Annotated in this window: 15 protein-coding genes; 3 read left to right on the top strand and 12 right to left on the bottom strand. The window is 33.3% G+C overall.

What is annotated here, in order from left to right; genetic code table 11:
* Positions 1-115 precede the first annotated feature (115 nt).
* From HOG88_RS11735 to HOG88_RS11725, 3 genes are all read right to left on the bottom strand, one after another.
* Positions 116-691 carry an outer membrane beta-barrel protein gene (locus HOG88_RS11735; protein ID WP_295006386.1) on the bottom strand — a complete coding sequence of 192 codons (576 nt, stop codon included), beginning with the start codon at positions 689-691 and terminating at the stop codon, positions 116-118.
* 15 nt (positions 692-706) lie between these two features.
* Positions 707-2,503, bottom strand: a complete 1,797-nt coding sequence (locus HOG88_RS11730) for a hypothetical protein (RefSeq protein ID WP_295006384.1) — start codon at positions 2,501-2,503, stop codon at positions 707-709.
* Between the two features lie 68 nt (positions 2,504-2,571).
* Positions 2,572-3,714, bottom strand: a complete 1,143-nt coding sequence (locus HOG88_RS11725; protein ID WP_295006382.1) for an aminoacetone oxidase family FAD-binding enzyme — start codon at positions 3,712-3,714, stop codon at positions 2,572-2,574.
* Positions 3,715-3,763: 49 nt separating this feature from the next.
* On the opposite strand from HOG88_RS11725, the gene rimO reads away from it, so the two are divergent.
* Together rimO and tilS are read left to right on the top strand one after the other, a co-directional pair.
* A complete protein-coding gene (rimO, locus tag HOG88_RS11720) occupies positions 3,764-5,086 on the top strand; it encodes a 30S ribosomal protein S12 methylthiotransferase RimO (protein ID WP_295006433.1) in 1,323 nt (440 codons plus the stop codon).
* Complete coding sequence (gene tilS, locus HOG88_RS11715) at positions 5,073-6,059, top strand: tRNA lysidine(34) synthetase TilS (protein WP_295006379.1); 987 nt, start codon at positions 5,073-5,075, stop codon at positions 6,057-6,059. Before rimO ends, tilS begins: the two co-directional genes overlap by 14 nt.
* Here the strand turns inward: tilS and HOG88_RS11710 are convergent.
* The 8 genes from HOG88_RS11710 to HOG88_RS11675 form a co-directional block, all read right to left on the bottom strand.
* Positions 6,005-6,562 (bottom strand): hypothetical protein, encoded by a 558-nt coding sequence (locus tag HOG88_RS11710; protein ID WP_295006377.1) that lies wholly within the window; start codon positions 6,560-6,562, stop codon positions 6,005-6,007. The two genes, tilS and HOG88_RS11710, sit on opposite strands and share 55 nt — an antisense overlap.
* On the bottom strand, positions 6,552-7,076 hold the full coding sequence (locus HOG88_RS11705) for a hypothetical protein (RefSeq protein WP_295006375.1): 525 nt from the start codon (positions 7,074-7,076) through the stop codon (positions 6,552-6,554). Before HOG88_RS11705 ends, HOG88_RS11710 begins: the two co-directional genes overlap by 11 nt.
* Positions 7,066-8,001, bottom strand: a complete 936-nt coding sequence (locus tag HOG88_RS11700; protein WP_295006373.1) for a hypothetical protein — start codon at positions 7,999-8,001, stop codon at positions 7,066-7,068. The genes HOG88_RS11705 and HOG88_RS11700 overlap by 11 nt, the downstream gene beginning before the upstream one ends.
* 80 nt (positions 8,002-8,081) lie before the next feature.
* Positions 8,082-8,918: a tyrosine-type recombinase/integrase gene (locus tag HOG88_RS11695; RefSeq protein ID WP_295006371.1), complete on the bottom strand. Its 837-nt coding sequence runs from the start codon at positions 8,916-8,918 to the stop codon at positions 8,082-8,084.
* Positions 8,899-9,354, bottom strand: coding sequence for a hypothetical protein (locus HOG88_RS11690; RefSeq protein ID WP_295006369.1), 456 nt, complete (start codon positions 9,352-9,354; stop codon positions 8,899-8,901). The genes HOG88_RS11695 and HOG88_RS11690 overlap by 20 nt, the downstream gene beginning before the upstream one ends.
* Positions 9,344-9,967 carry a lysophospholipid acyltransferase family protein gene (locus HOG88_RS11685; protein WP_295006367.1) on the bottom strand — a complete coding sequence of 208 codons (624 nt, stop codon included), beginning with the start codon at positions 9,965-9,967 and terminating at the stop codon, positions 9,344-9,346. Before HOG88_RS11685 ends, HOG88_RS11690 begins: the two co-directional genes overlap by 11 nt.
* Entirely contained in the window at positions 9,960-11,258 is a 1,299-nt protein-coding gene (miaB, locus tag HOG88_RS11680) for a tRNA (N6-isopentenyl adenosine(37)-C2)-methylthiotransferase MiaB (RefSeq protein WP_295006365.1), read from the bottom strand. Before miaB ends, HOG88_RS11685 begins: the two co-directional genes overlap by 8 nt.
* A 15-nt stretch (positions 11,259-11,273) precedes the next feature.
* The gene (locus HOG88_RS11675) at positions 11,274-11,519 is read right to left on the bottom strand and encodes an HP0268 family nuclease (RefSeq protein WP_295006363.1); all 246 of its coding nucleotides are present in this window, start codon (positions 11,517-11,519) and stop codon (positions 11,274-11,276) included.
* Positions 11,520-11,697: 178 nt separating this feature from the next.
* Between HOG88_RS11675 and nusA the strand changes: the two genes are divergently transcribed.
* Positions 11,698-12,831 (top strand): transcription termination factor NusA, encoded by a 1,134-nt coding sequence (nusA, locus tag HOG88_RS11670; RefSeq protein WP_295006361.1) that lies wholly within the window; start codon positions 11,698-11,700, stop codon positions 12,829-12,831.
* Between the two features lie 101 nt (positions 12,832-12,932).
* On the opposite strand, the gene HOG88_RS11665 is transcribed toward nusA, so the two are convergent.
* Positions 12,933-13,895 carry an ABC transporter permease gene (locus HOG88_RS11665; RefSeq protein ID WP_295006360.1) on the bottom strand — a complete coding sequence of 321 codons (963 nt, stop codon included), beginning with the start codon at positions 13,893-13,895 and terminating at the stop codon, positions 12,933-12,935.
* Between the last annotated feature and the right edge of the window lie 248 nt (positions 13,896-14,143).

Below are 14,143 nucleotides of genomic sequence, written 5' to 3'. Positions count from 1 at the left end.
ATTTCCCTACTAAAAATTGATATTGAAATTATAACGAAGTTTTTATAAAGTAAGATTAAACGAGAGAAAAAGAATACTTATAAACATTATAGTTTATAAGTACTAAAGCTGAAAGTTAGTCCATTTGCCATTTAAAAATTAAACTTGCATACCCAGTAAACATATTTCCTACCAAATAAGAAGCAGCAGGCTTGTCATTTGTAGCTTGAATACTTAGAACTCTTCCCCCAAATTCTAAATCTGTAGTTTTACCAAGATGAATATTCGCACCTAGATCACCACCTACAAATGGATCTGAAATTGTTCTTGAAGCGGTCTCACCTTCTGCTGTAAATTTCATACTAGCAACACCACCATTAACACCTATGAAAAGATCAAATGCCTTAGAGATATTAAACTTATACTGAAGCTCTCCACCATATGCAGCTATATAATCAAATGTACCATCACCACTAACTAGATATCTCCCACTTAAAAATACTCTATAATCTTTAGATTCGGCACCAAGTTTAAGACCTAACTGACCAATTCCAGCAGTATACTGATTTGGTGTTGTTGTATTTTCATAACCTACTGAACTGTAACCACCCTCAATACCAACTAACGAGTTTGTACTTGAGTCACTAGCAACTAAAGATGTTGCAATGAAAGCAACACTAATAATAGCTTTTTGTAATTTATTTTTTATCATTTTTTTCCTTTTAATCTAAAATTCTGAGCTTGGAAGTACATTAGTTAAGCTAATCACTCCCCCATTTGTTGGAGATGACGTTATATTTATGTCAACATATCCTACACCATTATGTAAACAAGAAGTGATATTATTATCCATTGAAGTGCCTGAAACACTCCAGTTTGTATCATCTCCTGTCACTTCAGCATCATATTCAAAATTTGAATTGTAATACCATTCTACAGTATTTTCAATCGATATATCCAATCTAACAACACCGGTAAAACCTTTATTATAATTAATGCTTGTACTCGTTAAACCTTGTCCTCTTAAATTAACTTTTCGTGCTTCACCTATTCTAATTGTCTCGTTCGTACTATTTTGTATTCCAACAAGATTAACCCATAACATAGTACTTTTACCTACCAGATAGTAATCATATGCAACATTTATTTCTAATGTTCCAAGACTTCCAATAGTATAATTATTATCCTCAGGATAGACATTAGCTATCCACTTTCCTCCAATATCACAGGTGTCTTCACGCTGATTATTACCAACTGCAAAACCTAAACCTGATGTATTAGTACTATTGTAGTCGTCTATTAAATCTAGTACAGCAGCAGAGTTTGTCGATATATCCCACTTTCCAGATGCATTATACTTATACCCCGTTCCATAAGTAACTAAAATATCATTTGTTTGATCTACATTACTAAAAGCTGTACTTCCAGCTGTAAAATTATCATTTGTTGCGTCAATAGTTCCACTTTCAGCTACATTGGGTACAAAATGTAGATAATTCGCTACATTTGCTGTCGCTGCTGAACTCTTAGTATATCCAGCAATCATTCCCATCGATACCGCAGGTGCGTTATTTACTAGGTTACTGTATTTATCAGTTACTGTAATTATCCATTTCTCTATAAATTTTGCGTTTTGAGCATCCTGCTCCGTACTCGCATATGATAAACTAATCGCACTGGCAGGTCCAGAAAAGACAACAGAATTAAATATTTCCGTTATGTTTTGTTCATCTCCATTTGCATCACTGAATGTAGCATCCACTTTTATTGGAACTAGTCCTGAACTCGTGTTGGACACAAGATTAACTGTAAAACTATTTTTATTGTTAACACTTAAACTACTTCCAGCATTTCCAAAGCTATCTTGTAAGCTAACAAGACTCGGATTTAACGATGTAACAGTTATTTTTGTCATATTTGAATCTGGCACTGCGCTGTTTGATCCATCAAATACTGTATAGGAAAAAGTTTTACTACTTTGCAAATCCATATTTACATCACTTGGATTACTATTTTTTAAGCTATAGTTTGTTAAAATCGTCTGATTCACTTCAGGGACGATGGACATTGTATACAATTTTAGATTAGAACTATTAGAGTCATGATAGAACCCAAAAGATATGTTTGAATTGTTTGCATCCAAACTATCTGGTGCAGTGTATGCAAATGTTGCTACCCCATTCGTTAATGTAGAAGTAATTCTATCAAAACTTCCTATATCTCTACCCACTAGTACGTCATCCGGATTTACTTTTGTAATTACACCTGTTGAATATGGATTATTAGCCGAATCAAATACTCTAACATCTATACTTACAACTTGATTATTTGTTGTTAAAACAGTTGAAGACACGGGAAGTACAACAGTTAAAGCAACACTCGAGGCATTTGTGTCAATGTCAGGTACGATTACTGTTATATTTGAGTCAATTTCTAAGCCATCACTATTGTTCCCTTGACATCCTGATAACAAAAACATAAGAGACAACAATATCCCACTTAAAAACAGTTTTCCTAAATTCATATTGAATTCCTTAATATTTCATTTTGGTCATTATAACTTCTTATATATAAAGTAATCTTTAAAGAATACTATTTAATTGCTTTTGCACAAACATAAGCACTCGAAAATGCCCACTGAAAGTTATATCCACCTAATTCACCCGTAATATCGACAACTTCACCGATAAAGTAAAGTCCCTTGACTTTTTTAGATTCTAAGCTCTTTTTATCTATCTCTTCGCACAAGACTCCTCCTCTGCTTACCTCTGCTTTTGTAAAACCAAAGTTGCCTGCGGGGGAAAAACTATAGTCATGAATCTTTTTTAGTTGCTCAAGGTCATTTTTACTTAGTTTTCTACACTCTTTATCCTCGACACCTACTGCATTTAAAAGTGCTTTTGAGAGTCTCTTTGCTAAAGGTATAACAGAGCTAATAAGTTTTTTACTACCATTTTGGAGTTCTACTATGTTTTGCTCGGGAAGAAAATCTATACTTATGTTTCCTTTTTTCCAATAAAGTGAAGCAGAAAGTACTGCTGGTCCACTTATACCTTTATGAGCAAAAAGCATTTCTTCTTTTAGCAGTCTATCTTCTACTCTTATATTTACATAACAACTTAGTCCACTGAGCTCTCTCATCCAAAATTGCTCTTTTTGAACGGTCAGTCCAACAAGTGCAGGAGTAAATTCTTTCACTTTTATATCAAAATTTTTTGCGATGTCTAAGCCTATTTCACTGGCACCAAGAGTTTGAAAACTTTTTCCACCTGTTGCTACTATAACATTGTGGGCAGTATAATTGTCCTTATCTGTTATCACTTCAAAAATTTCATTCTCTTTTGTCACTTGGATTATTTTTGTGTTTAGTATTATCTCTGAGTTTTTACTAGCATTTTTCAAAACATCAATTATCTCATCAGAGCTTGTTTGACAAAAGTAATATCTTCCTTTTCTTAGTTCTAACTCTACCCTATTTCTATCTAGAAATTCTAATAAATTGTCACGAGAATATCTCTTTAGTGAATAATCTAAAAGCTCTTTATCACCATCAAAATTATCGAGTTCTACTCTTGTGTTAGTGATGTTACACTTCCCACCGCCAGAAACTTTCAACTTTTTAGCAACTTTGTCATTTACTTCTATAACAGCTACACTTTTTTTCTTACCAATATTACTTGCGCACATAAGTCCACTAGCACCTGCACCAAGAATAATTGCATCATATATTTTCATCTGAGTATTATAGGGTATAATTACAAAAATGATTTATAAAGAAGTAAGAATGAGCAATAAACTCCACATAGTCTCTCTTGGATGTACTAAAAACCTTGTTGACACCGAAGTAATGATGGGTAAACTCCAGAATTTTGAACTCACTGATAACAACGAAGAAGCAGATGTCATCATAGTAAATACTTGTGGATTTATCGATGCTGCAAAAGAAGAATCAGTAAACACTGTCCTCTCTCTCCATGATGCTAGAAAAGAGGACTCTCTTTTAGTTATGGCAGGATGTTTAAGTGAGCGCTACCAAGATGATCTTGTTAAGCAGATGCCTGAAGTAGATATTTTCACAGGTGTTGGTGATTATGACAAGATAGATGAACTTTTAGTAGAGAAAAAAAGTAGATTTTCAGATGAAGTTTATCTTATAGATGGAGCAGAGCGTGTTGTTACAGGTTCTTCTTACCATGCTTACATAAAACTCTCAGAAGGGTGTAATCAGGCTTGTAGTTTTTGTGCAATTCCCTCTTTTAAAGGGAAGCTTAACTCACGGGACCTAGATTCTATTGCTAAAGAAGTTGAAGGACTTGTGAAAAAAGGTTATTATGACTTTTCATTTGTATCTCAAGATTCAAGTTCTTTTCTTCGTGACAAAAATATAAAAGACGGTTTATCACTTCTAATTCAACGTGTTGAACTTATTGAAGGTGTGACATCTGCACGTATATTATACCTTTATCCATCCACAACAAGTATGGCACTTCTAAAAAATATTGCTAAAAGTGACGTTTTTCATAATTACTTCGACATGCCTATTCAGCATATTAACGATGATATGCTGCGTTTTATGAAACGTGGGTTTGGTAAGGACAAAACTATTGAATTACTTCAATTTATGAGAAACTTACCAAACTCATTTGTCCGTACAAGTTTCATCGTAGGTCATCCAAATGAAACACAAGAGATGTTTGATGAAATGTGTGAGTTCGCATCAACTTTTGGTTTTGATCGTATCAATGTATTTGACTACTCTGATGAAGAGACAACTCCAGCTTACGATATGAATGCGAAAGTACCTGCCGATGTCAGAGCCCTAAGAGCACAAACACTAGGTGATATAGCTCGTGAATGTACACTTAAGTCACTTAAAGCCGACATAGGTACAGAATGTGACATTGTCATTGATGGAGAGAGTGATGAGCATGAGTTTTTACTTTCTGCACGTAAACTTATGTGGGCACCAGATATTGATGGTGAAGTATATGTAAATGATAGAACCAATGATACAAATGAACTAGAATTCACTAAAGTTTACAAAGCTAAAATAACAGACATTGTTGGGGATATTTTAACTGCAACAGTAGATAATGCTACAAAATAAAACAAGCCTTCAAGATTCTAAAAACCTCTTAGCCTACTCGGCTGGAGTTGACTCAACTGCCCTACTCTTTTTACTTTTAGAAAATAACATCAAATTTGATATCGCTATTGTTAATTATGGTTTGCGTTTACAAGCTAAAGAAGAAGTTGCCTATGCACAAAGTTTAGCAGCGAAACATAATTTTGAATGCTTTGTCTTCGAGGCACCTGTGATTAGTTCGAACTTTGAAGCAAATGCAAGAACTATAAGATATGATTTCTTTGAATCACTAATAAAAGAACATAGTTACACTACCCTTCTAACTGCACATCATCTCGGTGATAGGCTTGAATGGATGCTAATGCAGTTTTGCAGAGGAGCTGGTTGTGTCGAACTCTCAGGCATGCATGCTACTGAGAAACGCGAGCACTATACACTTATACGTCCACTGCTACAGCTTGACAAAGCGGAACTTCTTGAGTACCTAGATGCTAACAGTATCAAGTACTTTTTAGATGCTACTAATGCAGATTCAAAGTATAGCCGTAACGAGTTTAGACATAATTATGCCAATCCTCTTTTAAAACAGTATAAAAAAGGAATTCAAAAAAGTTTTGAGTATCTTGACGAAGATGTCGCAACACTCATCCAAGAGGCTGATACTAAGAGTATTAATTCACTTTTTTATTTTAAGAGTACTACTTCTAAACGCAGTGATATTTTAGCAATAGATAAACATTTAAAATCTCTTGGATACCTTATATCTGCTAGTGAAAAAAAACTTCTTAAAATTGACATAACAGTTGTTGTTAGTAGAAAGTATGTGATAAATCAAGAGCATGGATTTGTTTTTATAGTACCCTTTGTTCAGGGTGTAAGTTTAGAGAAACAGTTTAAAGAAAAGATGCGATTACTAAAAATAGAACCTAAATTAAGAGCTTATTTATCTACAGACACAGAATCCTGTGAGACTCTTTCTTTATTGTTACAGTAAACCTTCATAGTAAAAGATGACTCGATAATATCCTTATCGCGTTTAAAATGAATAGGAAAGTTTATAGCAATTATCCAGTTGCTCTTATTAACAGAATCTAAAAAATCATAGAAGCTTTTTGGTGAGTTAATATGAGAACTAGTGTTTACTTCATAAACAGCGAACTCTTCTTGTGGTTCCTCAAGTGTAATCTCTTTTACACTTAAGTCTGAAAAATAAACTTTATTTTGTTTTTCAAACTTTTTGGGATTAAAAGTTGTATCAAATGCCGTAATTATACGTACATTTTTCCCTTGCAATTCTTTTAAAATACTATATGTTTCATCATGAAGGTTTCTATATGATCGAAGTTCTTTATAGTGCTTTTTCACATCAAGTCTTTTTATTCGATACTCTTTTCCATTAGGTATTAAAACTGAAAATGAAAATACTAATACAAATATAAACAAGAATAGCGATATTACAGATAGATAGAGATACTGACGAGGAATATTAATGTTCACTAGCTATATCCTCTTCATCAATATAGTTTGTTGAAACAAAGTGTAACCAGCCATTTTTAGCTGGATAAAAGCTGCTGTAAGTTCTGTGAAAGATAGAACGCAAAGGAGCTTGAAGCATAAAGTTATAAACATCTTTATTTGGGGTTATCCCATAAAGAATAAGTCCTTTTTCCTGAAGTTTAGCTTCTGAAAGTGTAATACGTGTAGGCACGAGATCAAAAAGGTTTACCATAGAGTCTTTTAATACTATATTTTTAGTATAAATCCCCTCAGAAAGCATCTTCTGTTTCTCTATGTATTCTATTTTACTTTTCATACTACTAAGTGATACTTTCAACTGATTTTTTTCTATAATGACAGTTTCTTTTTCACTTGTAAATACATAATTTTTATAAATTAAAAAAGTATATGTAGAAAAGAGCATTAAAATTGTAATTGTAAAAAAACTTAAAAGGAGTTGCACGTCTTGTGTTAGAGCACTTTTATGTCTAGGAGTTATGTAACTATGCTTCATTTAGTAACTCCAGTTTAGATAACTTAGCAAGTTCTTCACCTAAGTCTATATGTCTAATATAAACACTTAAAAACATTTCTTCTTCAAGAAATTTTTTGAGTTCACTGCTTACTCCAACACTATCGGCAATATAAACGCTTTGCACAAACTGGCTATCATACTTTTTATCATTATAAAAAGAACCAAGTGTCTCTTGAATCTGTGTAAATCTATCATAATCTCTAGTAAAGTTTTCATCATTGCCCTCTGGAAGCATTGCTTCTTCATGGAACTCTTCTTCATTCTCATTTATTTGAGAAAACTCATCTATTTCCTCGATTCCATCTAAATCTTCAATATCTCCAAAGTCGTCCAGGTCGTCTAGGTCTTCCATCTCCTCAAGAGCATTTACTTCATCAAGATTAACACCTTCATTTATGAGCTCTAAACTAGCATCAGACATATCATAAGTACCAGCATCCACAGTATTTACTATTAGGTATTTGGCAAAAAGAAGTTCAGAGTGTTCAAATATGCATAAAGAAAGAGTATTCTCTTCAGCAAGAATATATAGGGCCACATCCGAATTAATCTTATCTTTAAAAAAATTGCTTACTAAGGTAAAAGGAGAAAAAATAAAATCAAGACCTACTTCTTTATAGTTTTTTTCAATTCCATAAAGTTCTACTTTCCCAGTGTAGTATGTCCATTTCTCGTCTTTACACTTATACTCAGATGAAGTCATATTATGAAAAAAAGAGACACGATTTTTATCACAAGTAGGAACTGCCCCTTGTTCTGTTGACATATCTAAAATAGCTACATAGTAGAATGGAGTTTCTTTAATGTAAGAAGAAACGAAGCTAAGTATCTCTTCGTTAACAGTTAAAGTATTAAAATCCTGCTGTACTGTGCGAAGTACATCTTTTTTAGAGCATTCTTGCATATATATACTGGTAATTGACCCTTGAATAACAATGTTGACAAATACTTTATTATATAAGGATTCGAAAAATTTACCGAGCACTACCCACTAACCTTAGATAATGGATGTGCTTTGTGATAATTTTGTTGTTTCAATGCACTGCCTAATTTAGTATATATTTGTGTTGTAGCCATGGATGCATGTCCAAGTAATTCACTCACATCCACTATCGGTGCACCGCTATTTAAAAGAGCAGTTGCATACGAATGTCGAAGCTGATGAGGAGACACTTTTAATGATACACCCTTAAAGACTTTATTAACCGTATATCTTAAACTATTTTCGCTTAATTTTTCGCCTTTTTTTTCAAAAAGAAATTTATTTATAGTAATTGTTGATAAATATTCATCAATAAGTAGTTTAGTAGAGGCTAAAAGTGGTATATCGCGATGCTTTTGTCCTTTTCCCAAAACTCTAATCCATTCTTCACTAATATCTTCTATTTTAAGGGATGAAAGTTCTGAAACTCTCAGACCTAAAGTATAAAGCATCGTAACGACTAACTTTTCTTCTAAATTACTCTCTTTGAGTGCTTCAATTATATATTTATGAGAAATTGGTTTGGGAAGAGTCTTTGCAGTTTTAACACTATCATCAGATTTGAGAATAATATTCATGCCATTCTCATTTAAATATGTTCTAAAACTTCTAATTGCACTGAGTTTTTTACTGATTGTTTTGGAATTAAGCTCTGATATATAGATTCGCAGAGGCATTAAATCAAATATGGTTTGTTCTTTTTCTTCTAAAATTTCTATATACTCAAGGGCTTCTCTAATGGAACTATCATAACTCTTAATTGTGAGATCAGAATACCCTCTATGTTCTTCTAAATACTCTAAAAAAGAGATTCGTTTTTTATCTAGTAACTTTTTCAAGAAGCTTCTCAAATTCATCATGATGCTTTGCCGCATCTTTAACAAGTACTTTGTCTGTTAAAACACTCGGTGCGAGCTTTACATAAGAATCAACTACTATTTCACTCATTATCTTTATCCGTACTCTATCAGCAGTTGAAATTTCATCTTTTATCGCTATTTTATTGATTGCTAGCATATATTCTTTTGCTTGAGCTATATAATTTACATATAAAATTGAGGTCTTTGATTGTGCCATAATAGTTGAAGCCATTCGGTTATATACATCCATACTAAAGGCTTCATTTGCTAAACTATATGCTTCTTTATACTCAGCCATCTCGAAGTAGTACTTTGCTTGTATAGACTTCTGATAAGAAGGATTAATTATAAAGTACACACCCATAAATCCAACCATTCCAAAGGCGATAAGGGGAAATAAAAACTTACTTTTCATGTGTTAACAACCTCTTCTGTATGAGCTCTTTAGCATCAGCTAAATCCATTTCACTTACATCTATCATATCACTTATATAGTAAGAGATCAAGCCAAATGGTTTTGGTATAACAAATTTATCCCAAGACGTTAGTTGCCAATAGGAAGATGACTTAATCTCTACAACTACTATTTTAACCTTTGCTTTTTGTGCCATTACAACTATGCCATCAGCGACTTCATGTCTAGGACCCTTTGGACCATCAGGAGTAATTCCTAGGTCGCAACCACTTTTAAGCTCTTTTATAGCACCCAAAAGTGCTCTTGCTGCATTTCTTGTACTAGAACCCCGTATAGTATCAAAACCAAAGTGACTTAAAGTTTTTGCTATAAGTGTACCATCAAAATGATCAGAAATTATGAGCTTAACATTAGGTGTTTTTCTATATCTTTTATAAGCATATGGAATCATCAAAAGTTCACCATGCCAACAGGCCATAATGAAGTTATCATCACCTAAAGTTTGGGGACCGTAAAACTTTTTTTTGTTTGTGAGGTGTATAAAACGAATAAGTAGTGCCCCAATAAATGGAACACAAAGTGTTGCAAGGGAGCGAAGTAGTTTTTTAAGCAACTATCTCGCCTGTTAAAATTGTACGGCCTGTAGCTGTAATTTTAACCTCTCTGAATTCTCCAAGAAGTTCTTCTGAACCTTTAACCTTAACAACATGGTTATTGTCACTTCTTCCAGAGACATAATTATCACGAATAAGTTCTTCAAAATAAACTCTGTATATATTTCCAATCAAAGGAAGTTTCAAAGCATCAATAATCTCGTTATTGAGTGTTTGAAGATATGCAAGTCTATCCGATGCAACTTCTCCATCAACTTCATTTGTAAAATGCTCAGCTTCAGTATGTGGCCTTGGAGAATATTTAAAAGAAAATATTTGGTCGAATTTAACTTTTTTCATAACATCTATAGTTTCAGCAAAATCTTCATCGCTTTCACCTGGAAACGCGACGATAATATCAGTGCTTATAGAAACATCTGGAGCTTCTTTACGTAATTTTTCAACTCTGTTAATAAACCACTCTTTTGTGTAGCCGCGTTTCATGTCTTTGAGTACTTTTGTTGAACCACTTTGAAGTGGCATATGCATTGATTTACATATTTTTGGATTTCTAGCAAATTCTTCAATGAATTCATCATCCATATGAAAAGGATGTGGAGATGTAAAACGAATACGTTCTAAATCCCCAATTTCTGATAATTGACGAAGAAGTCCTGTAAAATTAATCTTCTCAACATCACCTGAAAAACGGCGACCATAATTATTTACATTTTGTCCTAAAAGAAAAATCTCTTTAGCACCAGTTGCTACTACTTTTCGGGCTTCCCCAACAATTAAATCAGCAGGAATAGAAATCTCTTCACCACGAGTCTTAGGCACTATACAAAATGTACATGATTTATCACACCCTATAGAGATGTTAATAAAAGCCTTAACAGTAGAAGTACGGAAGTCGTCAAACGCGAACTCACTCTCATCATAGTTTATATCTACTTCAACAGCCTTGTCTTTGTGGAGAACTTCAGTAATACGAGAAACATTTCTAGCACCTAATACAAAATTTACATAAGGAGCGCGCTTGATTATTTCTTCGCCAAGATGTGAAGCTGTACAGCCACAAACACCTATTTTTGCAGATGGTTTTTTATGTTTGTTAAAGCCACCAAGTTCACTAAATAACTTATGAACCGGGCGTTCTCTAACCGAACACGTATTTATCAAAATCAGGTCAGCTTCTCTAAAATCTTCTGTTGTAGAGTAACCCTCTTTCTCTTTTAGCTGGGCTATCATATGTTCAGAATCGCGAGAGTTCATCGCACAACCGAGTGTTTGGATAAATAGTTTTGGCATTATATCAACGAGCCTCTAGCTCATTATGTGAACTTGGTACATATAATCATTATCTGATAGACCAAATTTCACTTCACTCATATAAAAACTTTTACCTTTTGCTTCAAAATGATCTTGAAGAGTCAGTAAGTCTTTGTGAGAGTTATCTCTGTCGAAGTAAAAAATTATGCTATCTTCTTTTTCTACTGCTGTTTCTATCTTTGCTAAATCAACTTTTTTTGCTTTTTCGTTTATATCTGTTCTTGCAAACTTTAAATCCATGATATTTCCTTGGGTTTTATAATTCTTGCATTATAGTTAAAAAGTCATAAAATTTGGGTTAAAGATGTTTTTAGTTGTATTTAAGTACAATTACATACTTATAAATAAATCCCCAAGAAACTACTTATAACTGTTAAATGACTTGTTGGGAAAATCAATAATATTAAGGGATATAACCATGGAAAAAATATTAGACATTGCAGAAGCAATAGCACATGAAAAGGGTCTAGAACCTGAAAAAGTTTTAGCATCTTTAAAGACTGCGTTTGTACAAGCTGCAAAAAGAGTTATAGATAGAAACTTCGCATTTGAAGCACAGGTTAATGATGAAACGAAAAGTATTCAAATAGTGCAAACTATTACTGTTGTTAAAGATGAGGATGAAAGACTTTTAGATGAAGAGCTGGCACCTGCTTATATTCCTATAACTGAAGCAAGAGAATATGATGATCAAGTAGAACTTGACGATCAACTACAAATTGAACATAAACTTGAAGACTATGGTAGAACCGGTGCATCTCAACTTCACCGTGAAATAGAGTTTCATATTCAGCGTTTAGTTGAAGATGAAGTTTATAACAAGTACCAATCAAAAATAGGCACTTTAGTAAGCGGACGTGTAACTCGCGTTGACTCTAGCAATGCTACATATATAGACATTGATGAGATTCGTGCTGTTTTACCAATGAAAAGCCGTATAAAAGGTGAGTTCTTTGATGTTGGTGACCACATTAAAGCTGTTGTTCGTCGTGTAAACATGGACAAAGAAAATGGAATCCAAATAGAACTTTCTCGTACTTCACCTAAGTTTTTAGAAGTCCTTCTTGCACTTGAAGTTCCTGAAATAGCTGAAGGAACTGTTATCATAGAAAAAGCAGCTCGTATACCAGGTGAGCGTGCAAAAATAGCAATCCTTAGTACTCATCCACAAGTTGATGCCGTTGGTGCAACTGTTGGTGTTAAAGGAGTTCGTATAAACGCGGTAAGTGATGAGCTTATCGGTGAAAATATTGACTGTATTGAGTACACAAGTATTACTGAACTTTTTGTATCTCGTACTATGAGTCCAGCTATCATCTCACATGTTGAAGTTATCAAAAATGAAGATGGCGAAAATGAAAGAGCAATCATCACTCTTCCAGCTGATCAAAAAGCAAAAGCTATCGGTAAAAGTGGTATAAATATTCGTCTTGCTTCTATGCTTACAGGTATGCAGATAGAACTTGTTGAAAGTGATGCAGTGACTAATGAAGATGGCGAAATTGAAGAGAAAAAAGATGGTGTCGATGCACTAAAAGCACTCTTTAGTTAAATAAAAATTCTAAGAACTGTATAAAACTCGGATGTGTGGTTTCAGACTCACCCTTTGGTGAAGCTAAAGCACCACATCCGAAGAAGAAAAAGAGTCTACTCTTACCCGCGTTTCATATATGGATTTAGTTTTAGTAAAACTAGGTCCGCTACCATATTTCCTAACAATGTTAAAAAAGCAGTAATGATAAGTATACCCATAATAATAGGATAATCTCTACTTAAAGCTGACATAAAAAAAAGCTGTCCCATACCATCTATAGCAAAAATAGATTCTAGGATTACACTTCCACCAATAATACCTGGTAGAGAAAGCCCTAAGAGGGTAATGATAGGTGGTAAAAGATTTGGCAATATATAAAAACGCAGTAATACTCTTTTTTTAATCCCTCGAGAGAGTGCAAAATAATAATAATCACTTTTTAATATCTCCAAGCTAAGCGAACGTATATAAATAATCATACTTCCTAAACCACCAAAAATCACAACAGAAATAGGCAATGTTAAATGCCATGCCATATCTAGTATATTTTCGATGCCCTCTTTCTCTTCTACTGAATGAACTCCAGCAATTGGAAAGAGTTCTAAGTTTATGGAAAAAAATATAATGAACATCAGTGCTAGATAAAAAGATGGCATAGAAAAAGAGACTAAAGAAAGTTGTCTTATAAAATAATCTTCTTTTTTTTCATAGAAAAGAGCCGATTTAATTCCTAAATACAATGAAATTAGAAATACAAAAACTAAAGTAATGACGTTAATAAATAGTGTAATAGGTAAGCGTTTAAATATCTCACTACTTACATCCTGTCCAGTTACAAAAGAGATTCCAAAATCAAGTCTCACTATATTTATAACCCAATCAAAATACTGCATATACAAAGGTTTATCTAGTCCATATATATGTTGCAGTTTAGCTATAGCCTCTTTTGTCATATTTGGATTAAGTTCGCCTGCCCCAAAAAAAGATGAGGGTGCAAGGTGAATAGCTATAAAAGATATGAGAGATATCAGAAGAAGCATAAATATAATATAAAAAAGTTTATTTGTGATTGTTTTGAGCATTTTATGATTATATCATAAAAAATAAATAAGTAAAAAGATGATGAGACCACTGCACAGTAAAGCACCTAAAAATATCCCAAACAACTCCCTAAAACAAGCACTTTAACAACACTATTTAGCTAAAATAACTACTATAAATAAGGTGATAGTATGGCATTTAAAGACACAAATAACACATTTTCAGATATAGCAATAACATCAAGACTTAATAATGTGACTTCATTCCTAAAGGAGCGAGAGTCAATTAT

Source organism: Sulfurimonas sp. (genome assembly GCF_018698455.1).
Taxonomy (GTDB): Bacteria; Campylobacterota; Campylobacteria; order Campylobacterales; family Sulfurimonadaceae; genus Sulfurimonas.
This window is presented reverse-complemented; position numbering and strand designations above follow the sequence as displayed.

Excerpts from the sequence above, each read along its gene's own strand:
- HOG88_RS11735 (WP_295006386.1), bottom strand. The coding sequence starts at position 691 with ATGATAAAAAATAAATTACAAAAAGCTATTATTAGTGTTGCTTTCATT.
- HOG88_RS11730 (WP_295006384.1), bottom strand. The coding sequence starts at position 2,503 with ATGAATTTAGGAAAACTGTTTTTAAGTGGGATATTGTTGTCTCTTATG.
- HOG88_RS11725 (WP_295006382.1), bottom strand. The coding sequence starts at position 3,714 with ATGAAAATATATGATGCAATTATTCTTGGTGCAGGTGCTAGTGGACTT.
- rimO (WP_295006433.1), top strand. The coding sequence starts at position 3,764 with ATGAGCAATAAACTCCACATAGTCTCTCTTGGATGTACTAAAAACCTT.
- tilS (WP_295006379.1), top strand. The coding sequence starts at position 5,073 with ATGCTACAAAATAAAACAAGCCTTCAAGATTCTAAAAACCTCTTAGCC.
- HOG88_RS11705 (WP_295006375.1), bottom strand. The coding sequence starts at position 7,076 with ATGAAGCATAGTTACATAACTCCTAGACATAAAAGTGCTCTAACACAA.
- HOG88_RS11700 (WP_295006373.1), bottom strand. The coding sequence starts at position 8,001 with ATGCAAGAATGCTCTAAAAAAGATGTACTTCGCACAGTACAGCAGGAT.
- HOG88_RS11690 (WP_295006369.1), bottom strand. The coding sequence starts at position 9,354 with ATGAAAAGTAAGTTTTTATTTCCCCTTATCGCCTTTGGAATGGTTGGA.
- miaB (WP_295006365.1), bottom strand. The coding sequence starts at position 11,258 with ATGCCAAAACTATTTATCCAAACACTCGGTTGTGCGATGAACTCTCGC.
- HOG88_RS11675 (WP_295006363.1), bottom strand. The coding sequence starts at position 11,519 with ATGGATTTAAAGTTTGCAAGAACAGATATAAACGAAAAAGCAAAAAAA.
- nusA (WP_295006361.1), top strand. The coding sequence starts at position 11,698 with ATGGAAAAAATATTAGACATTGCAGAAGCAATAGCACATGAAAAGGGT.
- HOG88_RS11665 (WP_295006360.1), bottom strand. The coding sequence starts at position 13,895 with ATGCTCAAAACAATCACAAATAAACTTTTTTATATTATATTTATGCTT.